This is a genomic window from Candidatus Pantoea rara (assembly GCF_051136265.1).
Lineage (GTDB): Bacteria > Pseudomonadota > Gammaproteobacteria > Enterobacterales > Enterobacteriaceae > Pantoea > Pantoea rara.
The window spans coordinates 3,658,398-3,675,887 of record NZ_CP194942.1 but is presented as its reverse complement, the minus strand read 5'-3'; the positions used below and the strand labels follow the sequence as shown (position 1 = coordinate 3,675,887).

Annotated in this window: 16 protein-coding genes; 10 read left to right on the top strand and 6 right to left on the bottom strand. The window is 56.5% G+C overall.

Features of this window, described 5'->3' with window-relative positions; all coding sequences use genetic code 11:
* Positions 1 to 35: 35 nt before the first annotated feature.
* Complete coding sequence (locus ACR8BF_RS17365; protein WP_179897225.1) at positions 36 to 317, bottom strand: YjcB family protein; 282 nt, start codon at positions 315 to 317, stop codon at positions 36 to 38.
* A gap of 253 nt (positions 318 to 570) precedes the next feature.
* The gene (gene soxS, locus ACR8BF_RS17360) at positions 571 to 996 is read right to left on the bottom strand and encodes a superoxide response transcriptional regulator SoxS (protein WP_179897227.1); all 426 of its coding nucleotides are present in this window, start codon (positions 994 to 996) and stop codon (positions 571 to 573) included.
* A 100-nt stretch (positions 997 to 1,096) separates the two neighbouring features.
* Between soxS and soxR the strand changes: the two genes are divergently transcribed.
* The 4 genes from soxR to ACR8BF_RS17340 all read left to right on the top strand — a co-directional run bounded on the left by soxR (position 1,097) and on the right by ACR8BF_RS17340 (position 5,789).
* Positions 1,097 to 1,582: a redox-sensitive transcriptional activator SoxR gene (gene soxR / locus ACR8BF_RS17355; protein WP_090963716.1), complete on the top strand. Its 486-nt coding sequence runs from the start codon at positions 1,097 to 1,099 to the stop codon at positions 1,580 to 1,582.
* 39 nt (positions 1,583 to 1,621) lie between these two features.
* On the top strand, positions 1,622 to 2,287 hold the full coding sequence (locus ACR8BF_RS17350) for a glutathione S-transferase family protein (protein WP_179897825.1): 666 nt from the start codon (positions 1,622 to 1,624) through the stop codon (positions 2,285 to 2,287).
* A gap of 357 nt (positions 2,288 to 2,644) precedes the next feature.
* On the top strand, positions 2,645 to 3,994 hold the full coding sequence (locus ACR8BF_RS17345; RefSeq protein ID WP_434745332.1) for an NCS2 family permease: 1,350 nt from the start codon (positions 2,645 to 2,647) through the stop codon (positions 3,992 to 3,994).
* 145 nt (positions 3,995 to 4,139) lie between these two features.
* Positions 4,140 to 5,789 (top strand): Na+/H+ antiporter, encoded by a 1,650-nt coding sequence (locus tag ACR8BF_RS17340; protein WP_179897231.1) that lies wholly within the window; start codon positions 4,140 to 4,142, stop codon positions 5,787 to 5,789.
* A 45-nt stretch (positions 5,790 to 5,834) separates the two neighbouring features.
* Here the strand turns inward: ACR8BF_RS17340 and ACR8BF_RS17335 are convergent, their stop codons facing one another.
* Positions 5,835 to 6,737, bottom strand: a complete 903-nt coding sequence (locus ACR8BF_RS17335; RefSeq protein WP_179897233.1) for a LysR family transcriptional regulator — start codon at positions 6,735 to 6,737, stop codon at positions 5,835 to 5,837.
* Positions 6,738 to 6,839: 102 nt separating this feature from the next.
* On the opposite strand from ACR8BF_RS17335, the gene ACR8BF_RS17330 reads away from it, so the two are divergent.
* From ACR8BF_RS17330 to ACR8BF_RS17320, 3 genes are all read left to right on the top strand, one after another.
* On the top strand, positions 6,840 to 7,265 hold the full coding sequence (locus ACR8BF_RS17330; RefSeq protein WP_179897235.1) for a CidA/LrgA family protein: 426 nt from the start codon (positions 6,840 to 6,842) through the stop codon (positions 7,263 to 7,265).
* A complete protein-coding gene (locus ACR8BF_RS17325; RefSeq protein WP_179897237.1) occupies positions 7,258 to 7,953 on the top strand; it encodes an LrgB family protein in 696 nt (231 codons plus the stop codon). The genes ACR8BF_RS17330 and ACR8BF_RS17325 overlap by 8 nt, the downstream gene beginning before the upstream one ends.
* 136 nt (positions 7,954 to 8,089) lie before the next feature.
* Positions 8,090 to 8,635, top strand: a complete 546-nt coding sequence (locus ACR8BF_RS17320) for a YfaZ family outer membrane protein (protein ID WP_179897239.1) — start codon at positions 8,090 to 8,092, stop codon at positions 8,633 to 8,635.
* 82 nt (positions 8,636 to 8,717) lie between these two features.
* On the opposite strand, the gene actP is transcribed toward ACR8BF_RS17320, so the two are convergent.
* From actP to acs, 3 genes are all read right to left on the bottom strand, one after another.
* A complete protein-coding gene (gene actP, locus ACR8BF_RS17315; protein ID WP_179897241.1) occupies positions 8,718 to 10,373 on the bottom strand; it encodes a cation/acetate symporter ActP in 1,656 nt (551 codons plus the stop codon).
* Complete coding sequence (locus ACR8BF_RS17310; protein ID WP_179897244.1) at positions 10,370 to 10,699, bottom strand: DUF485 domain-containing protein; 330 nt, start codon at positions 10,697 to 10,699, stop codon at positions 10,370 to 10,372. The genes actP and ACR8BF_RS17310 overlap by 4 nt, the downstream gene beginning before the upstream one ends.
* 140 nt (positions 10,700 to 10,839) lie before the next feature.
* The gene (acs, locus tag ACR8BF_RS17305) at positions 10,840 to 12,795 is read right to left on the bottom strand and encodes an acetate--CoA ligase (protein WP_313697811.1); all 1,956 of its coding nucleotides are present in this window, start codon (positions 12,793 to 12,795) and stop codon (positions 10,840 to 10,842) included.
* A 585-nt stretch (positions 12,796 to 13,380) separates the two neighbouring features.
* Here acs and gltP point away from each other — a divergent pair.
* From gltP to murP, 3 genes are all read left to right on the top strand, one after another.
* Positions 13,381 to 14,682: a glutamate/aspartate:proton symporter GltP gene (gene gltP / locus ACR8BF_RS17300; protein WP_179897247.1), complete on the top strand. Its 1,302-nt coding sequence runs from the start codon at positions 13,381 to 13,383 to the stop codon at positions 14,680 to 14,682.
* 419 nt (positions 14,683 to 15,101) lie between these two features.
* Positions 15,102 to 16,013, top strand: a complete 912-nt coding sequence (gene murQ / locus ACR8BF_RS17295; protein ID WP_434745331.1) for an N-acetylmuramic acid 6-phosphate etherase — start codon at positions 15,102 to 15,104, stop codon at positions 16,011 to 16,013.
* Positions 16,013 to 17,467: a PTS N-acetylmuramic acid transporter subunit IIBC gene (murP, locus tag ACR8BF_RS17290; RefSeq protein WP_434745330.1), complete on the top strand. Its 1,455-nt coding sequence runs from the start codon at positions 16,013 to 16,015 to the stop codon at positions 17,465 to 17,467. The genes murQ and murP overlap by 1 nt, the downstream gene beginning before the upstream one ends.
* Positions 17,468 to 17,490 lie beyond the last annotated feature (23 nt).

Sequence of the window (17,490 nt, the reverse complement as noted above, 5' to 3'; positions counted from 1 at the left end):
GCGGGGTTTTTTATGCGCAAAATTCAGGGAATCAATCAGGGCATCGGCCAGTCAGCAGGCGCCTGGCTCATCGCATCAATAAAGGCATGCTTCGAGATTTCCACGAAGTTATGCACGTTTTCCATGCTCAGGGTAATGCCCATCAGCCCGGTAACAAACCAGCAGGTCATGCCTAAACCAATCCCGCCACACATAAATGCCATCACGTGACGGCTATCCTGACGAAGTTTAGTTTTCAGGGTGCTGGCAAAAAACATCATGACTGCGCTCAGCAATTCCCAACGCATAACAAGAAAACTGGTGGTTAACGTAGCCATTGGCCGGACCTCAATATCAACAGGTAATCCTGACAATCTGCGGACATCACCGGCGACAAAAAAGTGTGTCAGGGAAGACTTTTTTGCCGTCAAACCAGGTTTAAAGTGTGACTTGGGTCACATTATATCACCCGATTTTAAATTTTGAACAAAATTTACACGGGTATGGCAGTGACACGAAGGAAGGGTAAGCAGCAGAAGAAGAACGGCGGAAAAATCAGGCAGATGCGCCCGGGGCGGGCGCAACAAAGAGTTAACGAACCGGGCAGCATTCGCCGGTGGTGCGTTGAGTAAAGCTGTTGATCGGATCGTTACAGCCAAAACTCAGCAGGCGAGGGCGTTGAATCGCCTGGCGTCGCATGGTGTGGCGGTATGCGGTAGGCGTCTGGGCAAACTGACGGCGAAACACCCGTGAGAAGGTCTGCTGCGAGTCATAGCCATACTGCATCGCAATATCAAACACCGGGCGCTGTGTCAGCGACAGGGCTTCTGCTGCCAGCGTCAGACGGCGTTCACGAATATAGCCACCCAGCGTCTGTTTCGTTACCGAACGGAACATACGCTGCAGATGCCATTTCGAATAGCCTGATTTCGCCGCAACTTCATCGATAGACAGGCTCTTATCCAGGTTCTGGTCAATCCAGTGCGTCAGGGAATGAATGATCTCTTCTTGCATCATGGCCTCATCCTTCTGGTGCTTAGTCAGTGGTAATAGGAGTTTAGGGGTTTCGATGGAGAGCGAGTATAATTCCTCAAGTTAACTTGAGGTAAAGAGCCTGATGAAAAAAGAACGCAACTATCCAAAACCGGTTTTAACACCGGGCGAAGTGGCACGCCGCAGCGGTGTGGCGGTCTCGGCGCTGCACTTCTATGAGACCAAAGGGCTGATCTCCAGCACCCGTAACAGCGGAAATCAGCGTCGGTACAGCCGTGATGTGCTGCGTCGCGTCGCGATTATCAAGATTGCACAGCGCATCGGCATTCCGCTGGCCACGGTCAGCGACAGTCTGGATCACATACCCGCGAACAAACGCATGTCAGCCCCGGAGTGGGATGCGCTGACGCAGCACTGGCGTGAAGAGCTGGATAAGCGCATCGAAACGCTGACCCGCCTGCGCAATGATCTGGATGGTTGTATCGGCTGCGGTTGCCTGTCGATGCGCGACTGCCCACTGCGTAATCCCGGCGACCGGCTGGGTCAGCAGGGCTCCGGTGCGGTGTTGCTCGACCCGGAACAGGATGATAAACATCCGGACGTGGAGTGACGTCTATACTTGGTGAAGGTCAAAACACAGGGAATCATGATGATCACCGTTCACCATCTTGAGAAATCACGCTCGCATCGGGTGCTCTGGCTGCTGGAAGAGCTGGAAGTGCCGTACCAGATGAAACGCTATCAACGCGAACCAACCATGCTGGCCCCGGAGGCGCTGAAAAAAGTGCATCCACTGGGAAAATCTCCGGTCATTACTGACGGCAATCAGGTGGTGGCAGAATCAGGCGCCATTCTTGAATACCTAGAAGAGAAATATGATCACGAGTTCCGGCTGAAAGTCAGTGATGAGGAATCACGGCTACAGTGCCGCTACTGGCTGCACTATGCCGAAGGCTCGCTAATGCCGCTGCTGGTAATGAAGCTGATCTTTGGTCAAATGGGTAAGGCGCCGGTGCCGTGGCTGCTACGCCCGGTCGGGGCTGCTTTTGGTAAAGGCGTGCAGAAAGCGTTCCTGGATAAACAGCTGAAGCCGCACAAGCAAATGATCGAACAGCATCTGGCTGCTAATCCCTGGTTTGCCGGTAAGCGTTTCTCAATTGCGGATATCCAGATGAGCTTTCCACTGCTGGCGCTGGCGCAACGTGCCGGACTTGATCAGATGCCTGCTACCGGGAAATGGCTGCAGACTGTGCAGGAGCGTGCTGCCTGGCAACGCGCGATTGTGCAGGGCGGCGAGCTTTCGCTGCCAGGTTAATGCCCCCTCTCCACCGGCGTAGCTTGTCTTATCAGGGCTGCGCCGGTGTCCATCTCCTTAAAAGTTCTTTAACTTCAATAGCTCAGCACTTTATGCTGACGAAAGCCTCGCACCAGGAAGCCGCTTACGCCTGATCTTTATGCTGAAGATTCTCCCTCTGACAGTTGAAAATGTGCCGCTAAACGCCGGATAATCGCATGCCTTTTTATCTGGCTGCTTTTGACGGCCAACTATCTGCGGCAAGGTAAACGTTTGCCTGCCGGGTGAATCCCGACAGTGACGCCGTCTACCCGCTTATTCCAGGGACAGCGATGGTCGCAGAGCGATCCACACAACAAAAATTTTTGAGGCTCAACTATGTCAACTGAATCACGCCCGGCCAGTGGAAAACTGGACGCCTGGTTCTCGATCTCGGCGCGCGGCAGCAGCGTACGCCAGGAAGTTCTGGCCGGACTCACCACCTTCCTGGCGATGGTCTACTCCGTCATTGTGGTGCCGGGAATGCTGGGCAAAGCCGGTTTCTCCCCTTCGGCTGTGTTTGTCGCCACCTGCCTGGTTGCCAGCGTTGGTTCCCTCCTTATGGGGCTGTGGGCCAATCTGCCGATGGCCATTGGCTGCGCGATCTCTTTAACCGCCTTTACTGCTTTCAGTCTTGTGCTGGGTCAGCACATCAGTGTGCCGGTGGCGCTGGGCGCAGTATTCCTGATGGGCCTGCTGTTTACCCTGATCTCGGTGACCGGCATTCGTGCCTGGATCCTGCGTAACCTGCCGATGGGGGTGGCGCACGGCACCGGCGTCGGGATTGGCTTGTTTCTGCTACTGATTGCCGCTGATGGCGTGGGTCTGGTTGTGAAAAATCCGGCACCGGGCCTGCCGGTGGCGCTGGGTCACTTCACCACATTCCCGGTGATGATGACGCTGATGGGGCTGGCCGCGATTATTGGACTTGAGAAGCGCCGGGTGCCGGGCGGCATCCTGCTGACGATTATCGCCATCTCGCTGCTGGGCCTGATTTTTGATCCGGCGGTGAGCTATCAGGGGTTGTTTGCACTGCCAAGCCTGCGTGACGCCAGCGGCCAGTCACTGCTGTTCAGCCTCGACATCATGGGTGCAATAAAACCTGCTGTGCTGCCCAGTGTGCTGGCACTGGTGATGACAGCGGTCTTTGACGCCACCGGCACTATTCGCGCGGTCGCCGGTCAGGCAAACCTGCTGGATAAACAGGGCCAGATTATCAACGGTGGCCGTGCGCTGACCAGCGACTCTATTAGCAGCCTGTTTGCGGGACTGGTGGGCGCGTCACCGGCTGCGGTCTATATTGAATCGGCGGCAGGAACGGCGGCGGGCGGCAAAACCGGCCTCACCGCGATTGTGGTCGGCCTGCTGTTTCTCGCCATCCTGTTTATGTCGCCGCTGGCTTATCTGGTGCCCGCTTATGCTACTGCGCCGGCATTGATGTATGTGGGGCTGCTGATGCTCAGCAACGTGGCAAAAGTCGACTTCGGTGATTTTGTTGATGCGATGTCGGGCCTGTTAACGGCAGTGATCATTGTGCTCACCTGCAACATCGTGACCGGCATCATGATCGGTTTCGCCAGCCTGGTAGTAGGGCGTCTCTTCGCCGGTGAATGGCGTAAGCTTAACGTCGGCACCGTGATTATTGCCGTCGCGCTGGTGGCGTTTTACGCCGGTGGCTGGGCGATCTGACTGTACAACCGGGCGTGCGACTGCGCGTCCGGAATTTTTCACTTTTTTCCCGCCCGGCGCACGCGTAGCTGACAATCTTCACCGCCGTTTGTTTTACACTTTATCGCTTAACCAATGATTGAAAGAAACGACGCCTAAGGAAAGCATGGAAATCTTTTTTACTATTCTCATCATGACGCTGGTCGTGTCGCTCTCTGGCGTCGCGGCCCGTATTCTCCCTTTTCAGATCCCGTTGCCGCTGGTTCAGATCGCCGTGGGTGCGATGCTGGCCTGGCCAACGTTTGGTCTGCATGTCGACTTTGATCCGGAACTGTTTCTGGTGCTGTTCATTCCGCCGCTGCTGTTCGCGGATGGCTGGAAAACGCCGATCAGTGAGTTCCTGCATCATGGTCGCGAAATTATTGGCTTAGCGCTGGCGCTGGTCCTGATTACCGTCATTGGTATTGGCTATCTGATCTACTGGATGGTGCCAGGTATCCCGCTGATTCCTGCCTTTGCGCTGGCGGCGGTGCTGTCGCCAACCGATGCCGTAGCGCTCTCCGGCATTGTCGGTGAAGGCCGCATTCCCAAGAAGATTATGTCGATTGTGCAGGGTGAAGCCCTGATGAATGATGCATCGGGCCTGGTATCCCTGAAATTTGCCGTGGCCGTCGCCATGGGCACCATGGTGTTTACCTGGGGCGGTGCCAGCATTGAGTTCATGAAAGTCGCCATTGGCGGCCTGATTGCCGGTGTGGCGATCTGCTGGCTGTACGGTAAATCACTGCGCCTGTTCAGCCGCTGGAGCGGGGATGATCCGGCCACACAGACCGTGCTGCTGCTGCTGTTGCCATTCGCTTCTTATCTGATTGCTGAACATCTGGGTGTCTCAGGCATTCTGGCGGCCGTGGCGGCCGGTATGACCATCACCCGTTCCGGTATTATTCGTCAGGCACCGCTGGCGATGCGCCTGCGTGCCAACAGCGTCTGGCAGATGCTGGAGTTCATCTTTAACGGCATGGTGTTCCTGATGCTGGGCCTGCAGTTGCCGGACATTCTGCAGACCTCAATCGACCAGGCTCAGGCCGATACCAACGTCGAGCTGTGGATGCTGTTCGCCGATATCGGACTGGTTTATCTGGCGCTGATGCTGGTGCGTTTTGGCTGGCTGTGGATTATGCAGCGTCTGAGCAAACGTCTGTTGAAGAAAAAGCCGCTGGAGTTTGCTAACTACTCGTTGCGTGAGCTGCTGATCGCCACGTTTGCCGGGGTGCGGGGTGCGATTACTCTGGCAGGTGTACTGTCGATTCCGCTGTACCTCACCACGGGTGATCCCTTCCCGGCGCGCTATGAGCTGGTGTTTATCGCCACCGGCGTGATTCTGGTCTCACTGCTGGTGGGTGTAGTGCTGCTGCCGATTCTGCTGCGCGGCATTGATAGCATCGACAAAGGCGCACATCGCCGTGAGCTGCAGAATGCGCGTGCGGTGATGGCGGGTGCAGCGGTTGAGAGCCTGCATAAGATGGAACAGCGGCTGGAAAATGAGTCGGAAGAGAACATCGATCCGGAACTGCTGAAAGAGGTGAGTCTGCGCGTAACAGGCAACTTACGTCGTCGCGCCGAAGGCAAGAATGACCTTGAGCATGCGCTGTACGCTGAGAACCTTGAACGTCGATTCCGCCTGACCGGGCTGCGCGCTGAACGCGCTGAGCTTTATCATCTGCGCGCGACCCAACAGATCTCCAATGAGACGATGCAGACCTTACTGCACGACCTGGATCTGCTGGAAGCATTGCTGATAGAAAAAGAAGAGTAAGCCCTGACTGGCACGCCTGCGCCTTTATGCGGGCGTGCCAGCTTTTCACACCGATAGCCGTGGAGGCTCATCCGGCCAGTGCTCGCGGCAACAGTTTATCCACGCCTGCGCACTGCGCGACAGATAACTCCCTTCCCGCCAAATCAATCCCAGACTCCACTTCAGCTCCGATTCCAGCGGCAGCCACAATAGCGACTGCTTATCCAGCCGCTGACAGATCGGCTCCGGCAGAATCGCCAGCCCCATCTCCGCCTGCACCATCGCCGCCAGAAAATCCCACTGACCGCTGCGCACCGCCACCGTTGGCGTCAGGTTAAGCCGCTGAAACGCCTGCATCAGCTGACGATTCAGCGAAAACTCCTCATTGAAAATCAGCAGCGGATGCTCTGCCAGTTCTGCCAGCCCAATCTGCTGGCGGCTGAGCCATTCCGGGCGTCGTGGCAGCAGCACGCAGAGCGGGTGATGCATCAGGGGCAGCGTGTTCAGCGGCAGCTCGGCGTCGACCGGCAGCGCGGTCAGGGCGATATCAAGACTGCCCGCCAGCACCGCCTGCTGAACGGTCAGACCGCCGAACTCCGAAATTTTCAGCTTCACGCCAGGATAGCGACGGCGAAAAGCCGAAATCGATCCGGCTATCTGCATACCCACCATCGGCGGAATACCGAGCCGCAGCTCACCGGTTTTGAGCTGGTTGATGTCTCCAATCTCCGCCTCCAGCTGATGAAACTCCTGCAGGATCGCCAGGCCGCGCTGATAGACCGCCTGGCCGCTGTCGGTAAGGTGCAGGCGACGGCCATCGCGCAGGATCAGCGTGCAGCCCAGCTCCTCTTCCAGCTGGCGCAGCATTTTGCTGATGGTCGGCTGCGTCACAAACAGCTTTTGCGCCGCACGGGTAAAGCTCTGCTGGCGAACTACTTCAGTAAAGTAACGCAGGGCGCGAACATCCATAACTATTCCTTTCAGGCATGATTCAGATAATTTTAATTCATTTTTTTCACCTTGTGCTGGCGTTTTATACTGGTGACATCAATTTAAAGGGGAGACAAAGTGATGGCGTTAGCGCTCACTTTCCGCAGCAACCGCGCAGTGCAATGGCTCAGCCTGCCACTGCAGCTGGGTTTCTATATCGGCCTGTTTATCGCCTGCGATCGGCTGGTGAGCTGGCTGCACCTGCCGCTGCCCGCCAATATCGTCGGGATGCTGTTGCTGCTGGCGTTAATCGTGACGCGGGTTGTGCCGCTGAACTGGGTAAAAGCCGGGTCACGCTGGTTGCTGGCCGAGATGCTGCTGTTCTTTATTCCGGCGGTGGTCGCGGTGGTGAATTATGGCGATCTGCTGCGGGTCGATGGCCTGCGCATCTGCGTGGTCATCGGCGTCAGCACGATGCTGGTGCTGGCTTCCACCGCCTGGGTAGTGGACCGGCTCTATCAGTATGAAGTCGCGCGCGCCGCGCGTAAGCAGGATCCCGATGCGTGATGTTCTGCTCAGCCTGCTCTGTGTGGCGGTTACGCTGCTGGTTTATACGCTGAATAAACGGCTTTACCGTCGCTGGCGCACACTGCTGCTGATGCCTCTGGTGATGACGCCGCTGGTGCTGGTGGCTCTTCTGCTGCTGACGCACATCAGCTGGCAGGACTATATTGCAGAAAACCACTGGCTGCTCTGGCTGCTGGGACCGGCGACGCTGGCGTTTGCAGTGCCGGTCTATGAGAACGTGGAGATTATTAAGCGCCACTGGCTGTCCCTGAGCGCGGGCGTCCTGACCGCTACGCTGGTCGCCGTCTGCAGTTCGGTCTGGCTGGCACGACTGTTAACCCTGCCGGAGTCTATCCAGCGCAGCCTGGCCGTGCGCTCCATTACCACACCGTTTGCACTGGCCGCAGCCGGACCGATTGGCGGTCAGCCCGATCTGGTGGCGCTGTTTGTGGTGATGACGGGCGTGTTTGGCATGGCAATCGGTGACGTGCTGTTTCTGCGCATCGCAATTAAGCAGGGCGTGGCGAAAGGGGCCGGATTAGGGGCTGCGTCGCACGGTGCGGGAACCGCTCGCGCTTATCAGCTGGGGCAGCAGGAGGGCGTGGTCGCCAGCCTGGTGATGATGCTGTCTGGTGTTGTGACCGTGGTACTGGCCCCGCTGATTGGACACCTGATGTGGACAATATAGTCTACACTGCGTTGCCGACGGCAACTCTCCTGGCAGAGACACGTATTTTTACGTAAAGTTTTCCAGATTTTGTTGTCTCCCCGTTTCAGGCTGTTAACCTTGCGGCCGAATTAATTGTCCTTCACGGAGTGGAATCATGTTTAAGCAACTTGTTACCGGGAGCGCCCTCGGGCTGGTTTTACTGAGCGGTGCCGCTCAGGCGATTGAAGGCAGTGTTGATGTCAGCGAACACAACACCAACCTGAATCTGGGTCTGGGCACCACAACACCCGGTCTGTTTCTGAAAGGTAACTGGCTGCGTAGCGACCATGACGGCAGCACCTACGGTGCAGGTCTGGGTTACAACGTTGATTTCGGGCCACTGCGTCTGGCACCGACCGCAAAAGCGATCTTCACCCATCCGGAAGATGGAAAAGATGGATTTGCGGTGGCGCTGGGTGGTGCAGCACACTACAGCATCAACAGCATGTGGGGCCTGTATGGCGAGTATTATTACGCGCCAGAGTCGTTCACCGATCAGCTCGACAGCTATCAGGAAGCCGCTGGCGGCCTGAGCTTCACGCCGGTTTCACTGCTTAACCTGCGTGTGGGTTATCAGTACATCGAACTGAACAACAAAGATGGACGCAAAGATAACGTGCTGGTCGATGGCCCGTACGTGGGTGCATCGCTGCGCTTCTGATTCTGTTGCGTGAAAGAAAAGGGCGACTACCGAGGTAGTCGCCCTTTTTTGTTGCCTGAACGTTATGCGCGGTAAACGGCGATCAGTGCGCCTTGCCCTGTTCAATGCCGGTGCCCGTCTGCGAGCGGATAAACTGCGCGCGGAAGCGTGAGCGCTCCTCTGCACCCTGCTGCGAATGGTCGGTAATGGAGAAGAGCCAGATGCCGACAAAGGCCACCACCATGGAGAACAGCGCCGGATACTCATAAGGGAAAATCGGCTTCGCGTTGCCCAGCACCTGAACCCACACGGTGGGGCCGAGGATCATCAGAATCACGGCAGTCAGCAGACCGAGCCAGCCGCCCACCATCGCACCGCGCGTGGTGAGTTTTGACCAGTACATCGACAGCAGGATGATGGGGAAGTTACAGCTGGCCGCAATCGAGAAAGCCAGCCCGACCATAAAGGCGATGTTCTGCTTCTCAAACAGAATACCCAGCGCAATCGCTACCACGCCCAGTGCGAGCACAGTGATTTTGGAGACCCGCAGCTCATCTTTCTCGCTCGCCTGACCTTTACGATACACGCTGGCATAGAGGTCGTGCGACACCGCCGACGCGCCCGCCAGCGTTAAGCCCGCCACCACCGCCAGAATCGTAGCGAAGGCTACCGCAGAGATAAAGCCCAGGAAGGTGCTGCCGCCCACGGCATTCGCCAGATGCACCGCCGCCATATTGGTGCCACCAATCAGCGCGCCGCTGGCATCTTTAAAGGCCGGGTTCGCGCCCACCAGCAGAATGGCTCCGAAGCCGATAATAAAGGTCAGGAAGTAGAAGTAGCCCATAAAACCGGTGGCCCAGAAGACACTTTTACGGGCCTCTTTAGCATCCGCCACGGTGAAGAAGCGCATCAGAATATGCGGCAATCCGGCCGTACCGAACATCAGCCCCAGCCCCAGTGACAGAGCCGAGATCGGATCCTTGACCAGTCCGCCTGGCTGCATAATCGCGATGCCTTTGGGATGGACCGCCATCGCTTCGGTGAACAGCGTATTAAAGCTGAAATTGGCCGCCTTCATCACCATGACCGCCATAAAGGTCGCACCAAACAGCAGCAGGACCGCTTTGATGATCTGCACCCAGGTGGTGGCCAGCATGCCGCCAAACAGCACATACATCACCATCAGAATGCCGACCAGAACCACCGCCACATGATAGTTAAGGCCGAACAGCAGCTGGATGAGTTTACCGGCACCCACCATCTGCGCGATCAGGTAGAGCGCCACCACCACCAGCGAGCCGCAGGCTGACAGGGTGCGAATTGGCATCTGCTTCAGACGATAAGAGGCGACGTCGGCAAAGGTATAGCGACCCAGATTGCGCAGCCGCTCGGCGATTAAAAACAGAATCATCGGCCAGCCGACCAGGAAGCCGAGCGAATAGATCAGCCCGTCATAGCCGGAGGTGTAAACCAGTGCCGAAATGCCCAGGAACGAGGCCGCTGACATGAAGTCACCCGCCATCGCCAGACCATTCTGGAAACCGGTGATATTGCCGCCGGCCGTGTAATAGTCGTTACGCGAACGGGTCCGCTTCGACGCCCAGTACGTAATCCCCAATGTGGCACCGACGAAAATCGTAAACATGATAATCGCCTGATAGTTGGTCGGCTGACGCTGAACCGCACCGGTAATCGCATCAGCGGCCAGCGCTGAAAACGGCAACATTAAGGCCAGCAGCCATAAGGTGAGACGGGTCATGGTTTCACCTCGCTGAGGATGGCTTTTGTTAAACGGTCAAACTCACCGTTGGCGCGCCAGACATAGACGCCGGTCAGCACAAACGACATCACAATCAGCCCGACACCAATCGGGATACCGCGCGTCACGTTAGTACCGGCATGCAGCGGCGTACCAAGCCAGCCGGGTGCAAAGGCAATCAGCAGAATAAAGCCGACATAGAGCACCAGCATGATCACCGACAGTAACGTCGCGAACGCCTGGCGTTTATGGACTAACTCATGAAAAAGGGGATTACGTTCAATCTGCTGATTGATTGCATCCTGATTCGAAAGGGCGTCATTCATCACATTTTCTCCAGAGGACTTGCAGGCGAGAACCTCACGACAGGGCGCGGATTCAGCTGGTTATAATAGTTGTGACTACCGAAACAGACTGCGTAGGGCGGGTGTGGCGGGAAGCGATCTTCCCGCCGGACTGCGTGCGCTTAAGGCATTTTGATCGACTGTTTCTCCTCAAGCAGTTTTTCTACAACGCCAGGATCGGCGAGGGTAGAGGTATCACCAAGGTTACTGGTATCGCCGGTGGCAATTTTGCGCAGAATACGCCGCATGATTTTGCCAGAGCGGGTTTTCGGCAGTGAGTCGGTCCAGTGCAGCACATCAGGCGTGGCAATCGGGCCAATCTCTTTGCGGACCCACTGTCGCACTTCGGTGTACAGCTCCGGTGACGGCTCTTCGCCATGATTCAGCGTGATATAGGCGTAAATCGCCTGGCCTTTAATACTGTGCGGAATCCCGACCACGGCCGCTTCGGCAATTTTAGGATGCGACACCAGCGCCGATTCAATTTCGGCGGTGCCAAGGCGGTGACCAGAGACGTTGAGCACATCATCAACGCGACCCGTGATCCAGTAGTAGCCATCCTCATCACGACGGGCACCGTCACCACTGAAGTAGACATTTTTAAAGGTGGAGAAGTAGGTCTGCTCGAAACGGTCATGATCGCCAAAGAGGGTTCGCGCCTGACCTGGCCACGACTCAGTAATGACCAGATTGCCTTCACAGGCACCTTCCTGCGGCTGACCTTCGTTATCCACCAGCGCCGGTTGTACGCCAAAGAAGGGGCGGGTGGCTGAACCGGCTTTTAGCGCGGTCGCGCCCGGCAGCGGCGTGATCATGAAGCCGCCGGTTTCGGTCTGCCACCAGGTATCCACGATCGGGCAGCGGCTGTTGCCGATTTTCTTGTAGTACCACTCCCAGGCTTCCGGGTTAATCGGCTCGCCGACCGATCCCATAATGCGCAGGCTGCTGCGATCGGTGCCCGCAATCGCCTTGTCACCTTCCGCCATCAGCGCCCGGATGGCGGTCGGCGCGGTGTAGAGTAGGGTGACTTTATGTTTATCAACCACTTCCGCCATGCGGCTCGGCGTCGGCCAGTTCGGTACCCCTTCAAACATCAGTGTGGTGGCACCACAAGCCAGCGGGCCATAGACCAGATAGCTGTGACCCGTCACCCAGCCGACATCGGCGGTACACCAGTAGATATCATCCTGATGGTAATCAAAGACGAACTTAAACGTGGTGGCGGCATAGACCAGATAACCGCCGGTAGTATGCAACACACCTTTAGGTTTGCCGGTAGAACCCGACGTATAAAGGATAAACAGCGGATCTTCTGCGCCGACTTCGGCTGCAGAGTGGTTAGTACTGGCGTTCAGCATCAGCGCATGCCACCACTGATCGCGGCCTTCAACCCAGCCCACATCTTTACCTGTGCGCTGAAACACCACCACGTTTTTCACGCTGGTGACATTCGGATTTTTTAACGCATCATCAACGTTTTTCTTCAACGGAATGCTGCGACCGGCGCGGATCCCTTCATCAGCGGTAATGACCAGCGAGGCGCTGGAGTCGACAATGCGGCCAGCGACCGCCTCCGGTGAAAAGCCGCCAAAGATCACTGAGTGGACGGCACCAATTCGCGCACAGGCCAGCATCGCCACAGCGGCTTCTGGCACCATCGGCATATAGATCGCTACCACGTCGCCTTTTTTCACGTCCAGCAGCTCCAGCACGTTGGCGAAGCGACAGACTTCGGCATGCAGCTGGCGGAAGGTCAGGGTTTTGCTTTCGCTGGCGTCGTCGCCTTCCCAGATAATCGCCGGGTGATCGCCGCGCGTGGCGAGATGACGGTCAAGGCAGTTTGCCGCCAGGTTGAGCGTGCCATCTTCGTACCAGCGAATGTTAATGTTACCTGGCGCAAACGAGCAGTTTTTCACTTTGCTGTAAGGCTTGATCCAGTCAAGGATTTTGCCCTGTTCGCCCCAGAAGCTGTCTGGATCGTCGACAGATTGCTGATACATCGCCTGATACTGTTCAGCTGTAATCAGGGTGTTTGCTGCAATATTATCCGGAACGGGATGAATGTGATTTTGGCTCATGACGGATCTCCTTGAAGATGTTAATGATATGTCAATCAATGGTTAATTAAAGCCTGCCCTGAGTCTTTGTTTCTTTTTTGCGCCACAGATCACGTCATAAACCTCTCGCCACGAAGCGTACAGCCGGATTGATATTTCCTGTTAACTCCCTGCTGGCGAGGGGGAATTAAAAAAGGGTGTCATCCTGGTAAAGGCTGGATAAAAAGCAAGCAAACGCGCCGGCAGCCTTTTTAACCAACTCTGAATAGCTATGCGTAAAGTCATCGAAGTATTACTTTTCATAACAGCAGGTTAGGGATTTTTACTTCTGGCAGCACTTTATGCTACTTAGGTGGCTAACTTTTAATCGGATCTTCCGGGGGTTGCATTTACTGCAGTGAAAATGGTACTTATCTCGCCCCTGTTCTGCAGGTATCAACTCAGACCGCGTCTGAAAATGGGTATGGGAATCATCAGATTTTCATACGAGGCGCTGTTTCTAAACACCCTCTAATTTACCGGGCTTTTTGCTCACTCCCTGTGTGTATTGTCTTCTGCACCTTCGCAGTAGAGAGAAACGGGTTTTGACTGAGGAAATTACGCGTTATGAAAGGTTTTAAAATCAGCCTGGCCTGGCAGATTCTGACAGCCCTGGTGCTTGGCATCGTTGTGGGTGCTGTGTTGCATAATCAGCCAGACAATCGTGAATGGTTAGTCACCAACGTGCTCAGTCCGGCAGGCGATATCTTTATTCATCTCATCAAGATGATTGTGGTACCGATTGTGATTTCATCCCTGATTGTCGGCATCGCTGGCGTGGGTGATGCAAAGAAGCTGGGACGCATCGGCGTCAAAACGATTCTTTACTTTGAAGTGATCACCACCATTGCCATTGTGGTCGGTATTACGCTGGCTAACGTATTTCAACCCGGCACCGGCATTGATATGTCAACGCTGGCAACGGTGGACATCTCTAAATATGAAGCGACAACGGCAGAGGTACAGGGCGGTCCGCACAGCCTGGTGACCACCATTTTGTCGCTGATCCCGCAGAATATTTTCGCCTCAATGGCGAAGGGCGACATGCTGCCGATTATCTTTTTCTCGGTGCTGTTTGGCTTAGGTCTGTCGTCACTGCCGTCAGAACAGCGCGATCCGCTGGTGAACCTGTTCCGTGGCATTTCTGAAGCGATGTTTAAAGTGACGCACATGATCATGCGTTATGCGCCGGTAGGTGTGTTTGCGCTGATCGCGGTGACCATTGCTAACTTCGGTTTTGCCTCGCTGTGGCCGCTGGCTAAGCTGGTGTTGCTGGTGTACGCGGCGATTCTGTTCTTCGCCTTTGTGGTGCTGGGCGGGGTGGCGCGCTTCTGTAAGCTGCGGATTACCACGCTGATGCGTATCCTGAAGGATGAGCTGATTCTCTCTTACTCCACGTCCAGCTCAGAAACCGTGTTGCCACGCATCATGGAGAAGATGGAAGCCTACGGCGCCCCGAAAGCGATCACCAGCTTCGTGGTGCCGACCGGTTATTCGTTTAATCTGGATGGTTCAACGCTTTATCAGAGTATCGCCGCGATCTTTATTGCGCAGTTGTACGGCATTGATCTGTCGCTGACCGACGAGATTGTGCTGGTGCTGACCCTGATGGTGACCTCGAAAGGGATCGCTGGCGTGCCGGGCGTATCGTTCGTGGTGCTGCTGGCCACGCTGGGCAGCGTCGGTATTCCTCTGGAAGGCCTGGCGTTTATCGCCGGTGTTGACCGCATCATGGATATGGCGCGCACCGCGCTGAACGTGGTCGGTAACGCGCTGGCGGTGCTGGTGATTGCCCGCTGGGAAAACCAGTTCGACGCTGAACAGGCTAAAGAGTATGAGCTGCAGCTGCGGACACAGACCGCAAGCTGAATACGGCGTTAACATCAAAAAGGGCTCAACGAAAGTTGGGCCCTTTTTGTTTGTGACGCTGAGTTCTTGCATGGTCGATAATGCAGAAATCAAAGACCAGCATGTGTGCCGTTCAGTGGGATATAAAGGGGCTGCGTAAAGCCAGCGTCAACCCATCTCTGGGGCCTCGGCCGCCGGTTTACTCGCCTCATGGATGACGACTGCGTCTTTGCGATCAGCTGAACCTTTTCTGACCGGCTGCGATCAAAAAGCCATTAAGCTCAGAATGCCAGGTGCCCTGTTTACGCTCAGCGCTGGCCAGTCAATCTCCCGCAGCATGATTCACCCCGCATCCATTGAAAAAAGATCTCACTCAATGAATTAATCATTCGTTATGATAATGGGTAATTTGAATAATTTATTCCTTAGCGGAGCCCGTCATGAAACTCGACCTCAGCCAGATGATCACTGAAGGCCGCAACCCGGCCAGCCAGAACATTGATGAACTCTCCACAGAAGCGATGCTGCGCGTCATTAATGATGAAGATAAAAAGGTGGCGCTGGCGGTGGAGGCTATCGTGCCGGAAATCGCTGCCGCCGTTGACGCCATCTGCGCCGCATTCCGGGTAGGTGGACGACTGATCTATAGCGGCGCGGGCACCTCCGGGCGGCTGGGCATCCTGGATGCCAGCGAATGCCCACCTACCTTTGGTACGCCACGTGAACAGGTCATCGGTCTGATTGCCGGCGGCCATACCGCCATACTCCAGGCGGTAGAAAACGCCGAAGACAACCGGGAGCAGGGCGCGCAGGACCTGAAAGAAATCCACTTCAGCCGCCACGATGTGCTGGTCGGTATCGCCGCCAGTGGCCGCACACCTTATGTGCTCGGTGCGCTGGCTTACGCGAACGCGCTTGGCGCGACCACCGTGGCGCTGACCTGTAATCCTGGCAGTGCCATGTCGCAGGTCGCCGCGATTGCGCTCACGCCGGTGGTTGGCCCGGAAGTGGTCACTGGCTCTTCCCGTATGAAAGCGGGCACCGCCCAGAAACTGGTGCTCAACATGCTCACCACCGGATCGATGATCCGCAGCGGAAAAGTGTACGGCAACCTGATGGTCGATGTGGAAGCCACCAACCTGAAACTGGTGCAGCGGCAGGTCAACATCGTCAGACAGGCCACGGACTGTGACGACGCGACGGCCAGCGCCGCGCTCACCGCCTGTGGCGGACACTGCAAAACTGCCATCCTGATGGTGCTGGCTGGCCTGACTGCTGATGAGGCCAAAGCTCTGCTCAGTCAGCATGAAGGCTTTATCCGTCAGGCTCTGCAGGCTGCGGGAGCACGCTAATGGCGAAAATCACCGAGGCACTGTTGCGTGACATCCTGCAGGCGGTCGGTGGCGCGCAAAATATCGCGGCCTGCGGTCACTGTATGACACGGCTCCGCCTGACGCTGAACCAGCCGGAACAGGTTGATCTGGCCCGGTTAAAAAGCCTGCCGGGCGTCTTAGGCGTTATTGACAGCGAGGCGCAGTTGCAGGTTGTCCTGGGGCCGGGCAAAGCGCAAACCGCCGCCGAAGGAATGCAAAGCCTGCTGGCGCAGGGGCATACCACCCTGGCTCCGCAGGGCGAAACACCCGGACTCAGCCAGCTGGCGGCGCAGCAGAAACAGCAGCTAAAAGCAAAACAGACTAGTGGCGTGCATCAGTTTCTGTCACGCTTCGCCACTATCTTCACCCCGCTGATCCCGGGTTTTATCGGCGCAGGACTGCTGCTGGGATTCGCGACGCTGATTGAGCAGAGCCTCCACCTTAATGCCCCCGGCGACCATGCGCCCTGGCTGCTGCACACCGTGGCATACATGAAGGTGTTCGGCAAAGGGCTGTTCACCTTCCTCAGCATCCTGATCGGTTACAACGCGCAGAAAGCGTTTGGTGGCAGTGGCGTTAATGGCGCCATCATCGCTTCACTGTTTGTGCTCGGCTATGTGCCCACGGCCACCACCGGTTACTACAGCGGCATGGAGAGTTTCTTTGGCCTGACGATCGACCCGCGTGGCAACATTATCGGCGTGCTGATGGCGGCGATTAGCGGGGCGTGGATCGAGAAACAGCTGCGCAAAATCATTCCTGACAACCTCGATATGATCCTCACCTCGCTGTTCACGCTGGTGATCACCGGGGCTATCACCTATCTGCTGATCATGCCGCTGGGCGGCGAACTGTTTAAGGGGATGTCGTGGCTGTTTATCCACCTCAATAACAATCCCTTTGGCTGTGCGCTGCTGGCCGGGCTGTTCCTGATCGCGGTGATGTTCGGCATCCATCAGGGCTTTATTCCGGTCTATTTTGCGCTGATGGAAACCCAGGGTTTTAACTCGCTGTTCCCGATTCTGGCGATGGCGGGCGCAGGACAGGTCGGCGCATCACTGGCGTTGTGGTGCAAAGCCGAAAAAGGGGCGCTGCTGCGGGCGCAGATCAAAGGGGCTATCGTGCCGGGCCTGCTTGGTGTCGGAGAGCCGCTGATCTACGGCGTGACACTGCCGCGCCTTAAACCCTTTATCACCGCCTGCGGTGGCGGGGCGCTGGGCGGTTTCTTTATCGGGCTGGTGGCGTGGCTGGGTTTGCCGGTGGGGATGAACACGGTATTTGGTCCCTCCGGGCTGGTCACGCTGCCACTGATGACCTCCAGTCAGGGGATCTTCGCCGGTATGGCGGTTTACCTGGCCGGGCTGGTGGTGGCCTGGACGGGCGGATTCCTGCTCACCTGGTGGTTTGGCACCCGTAATGTCGACCTCAGCTAGCCGGCTGCCGGAATCCTCCAGTC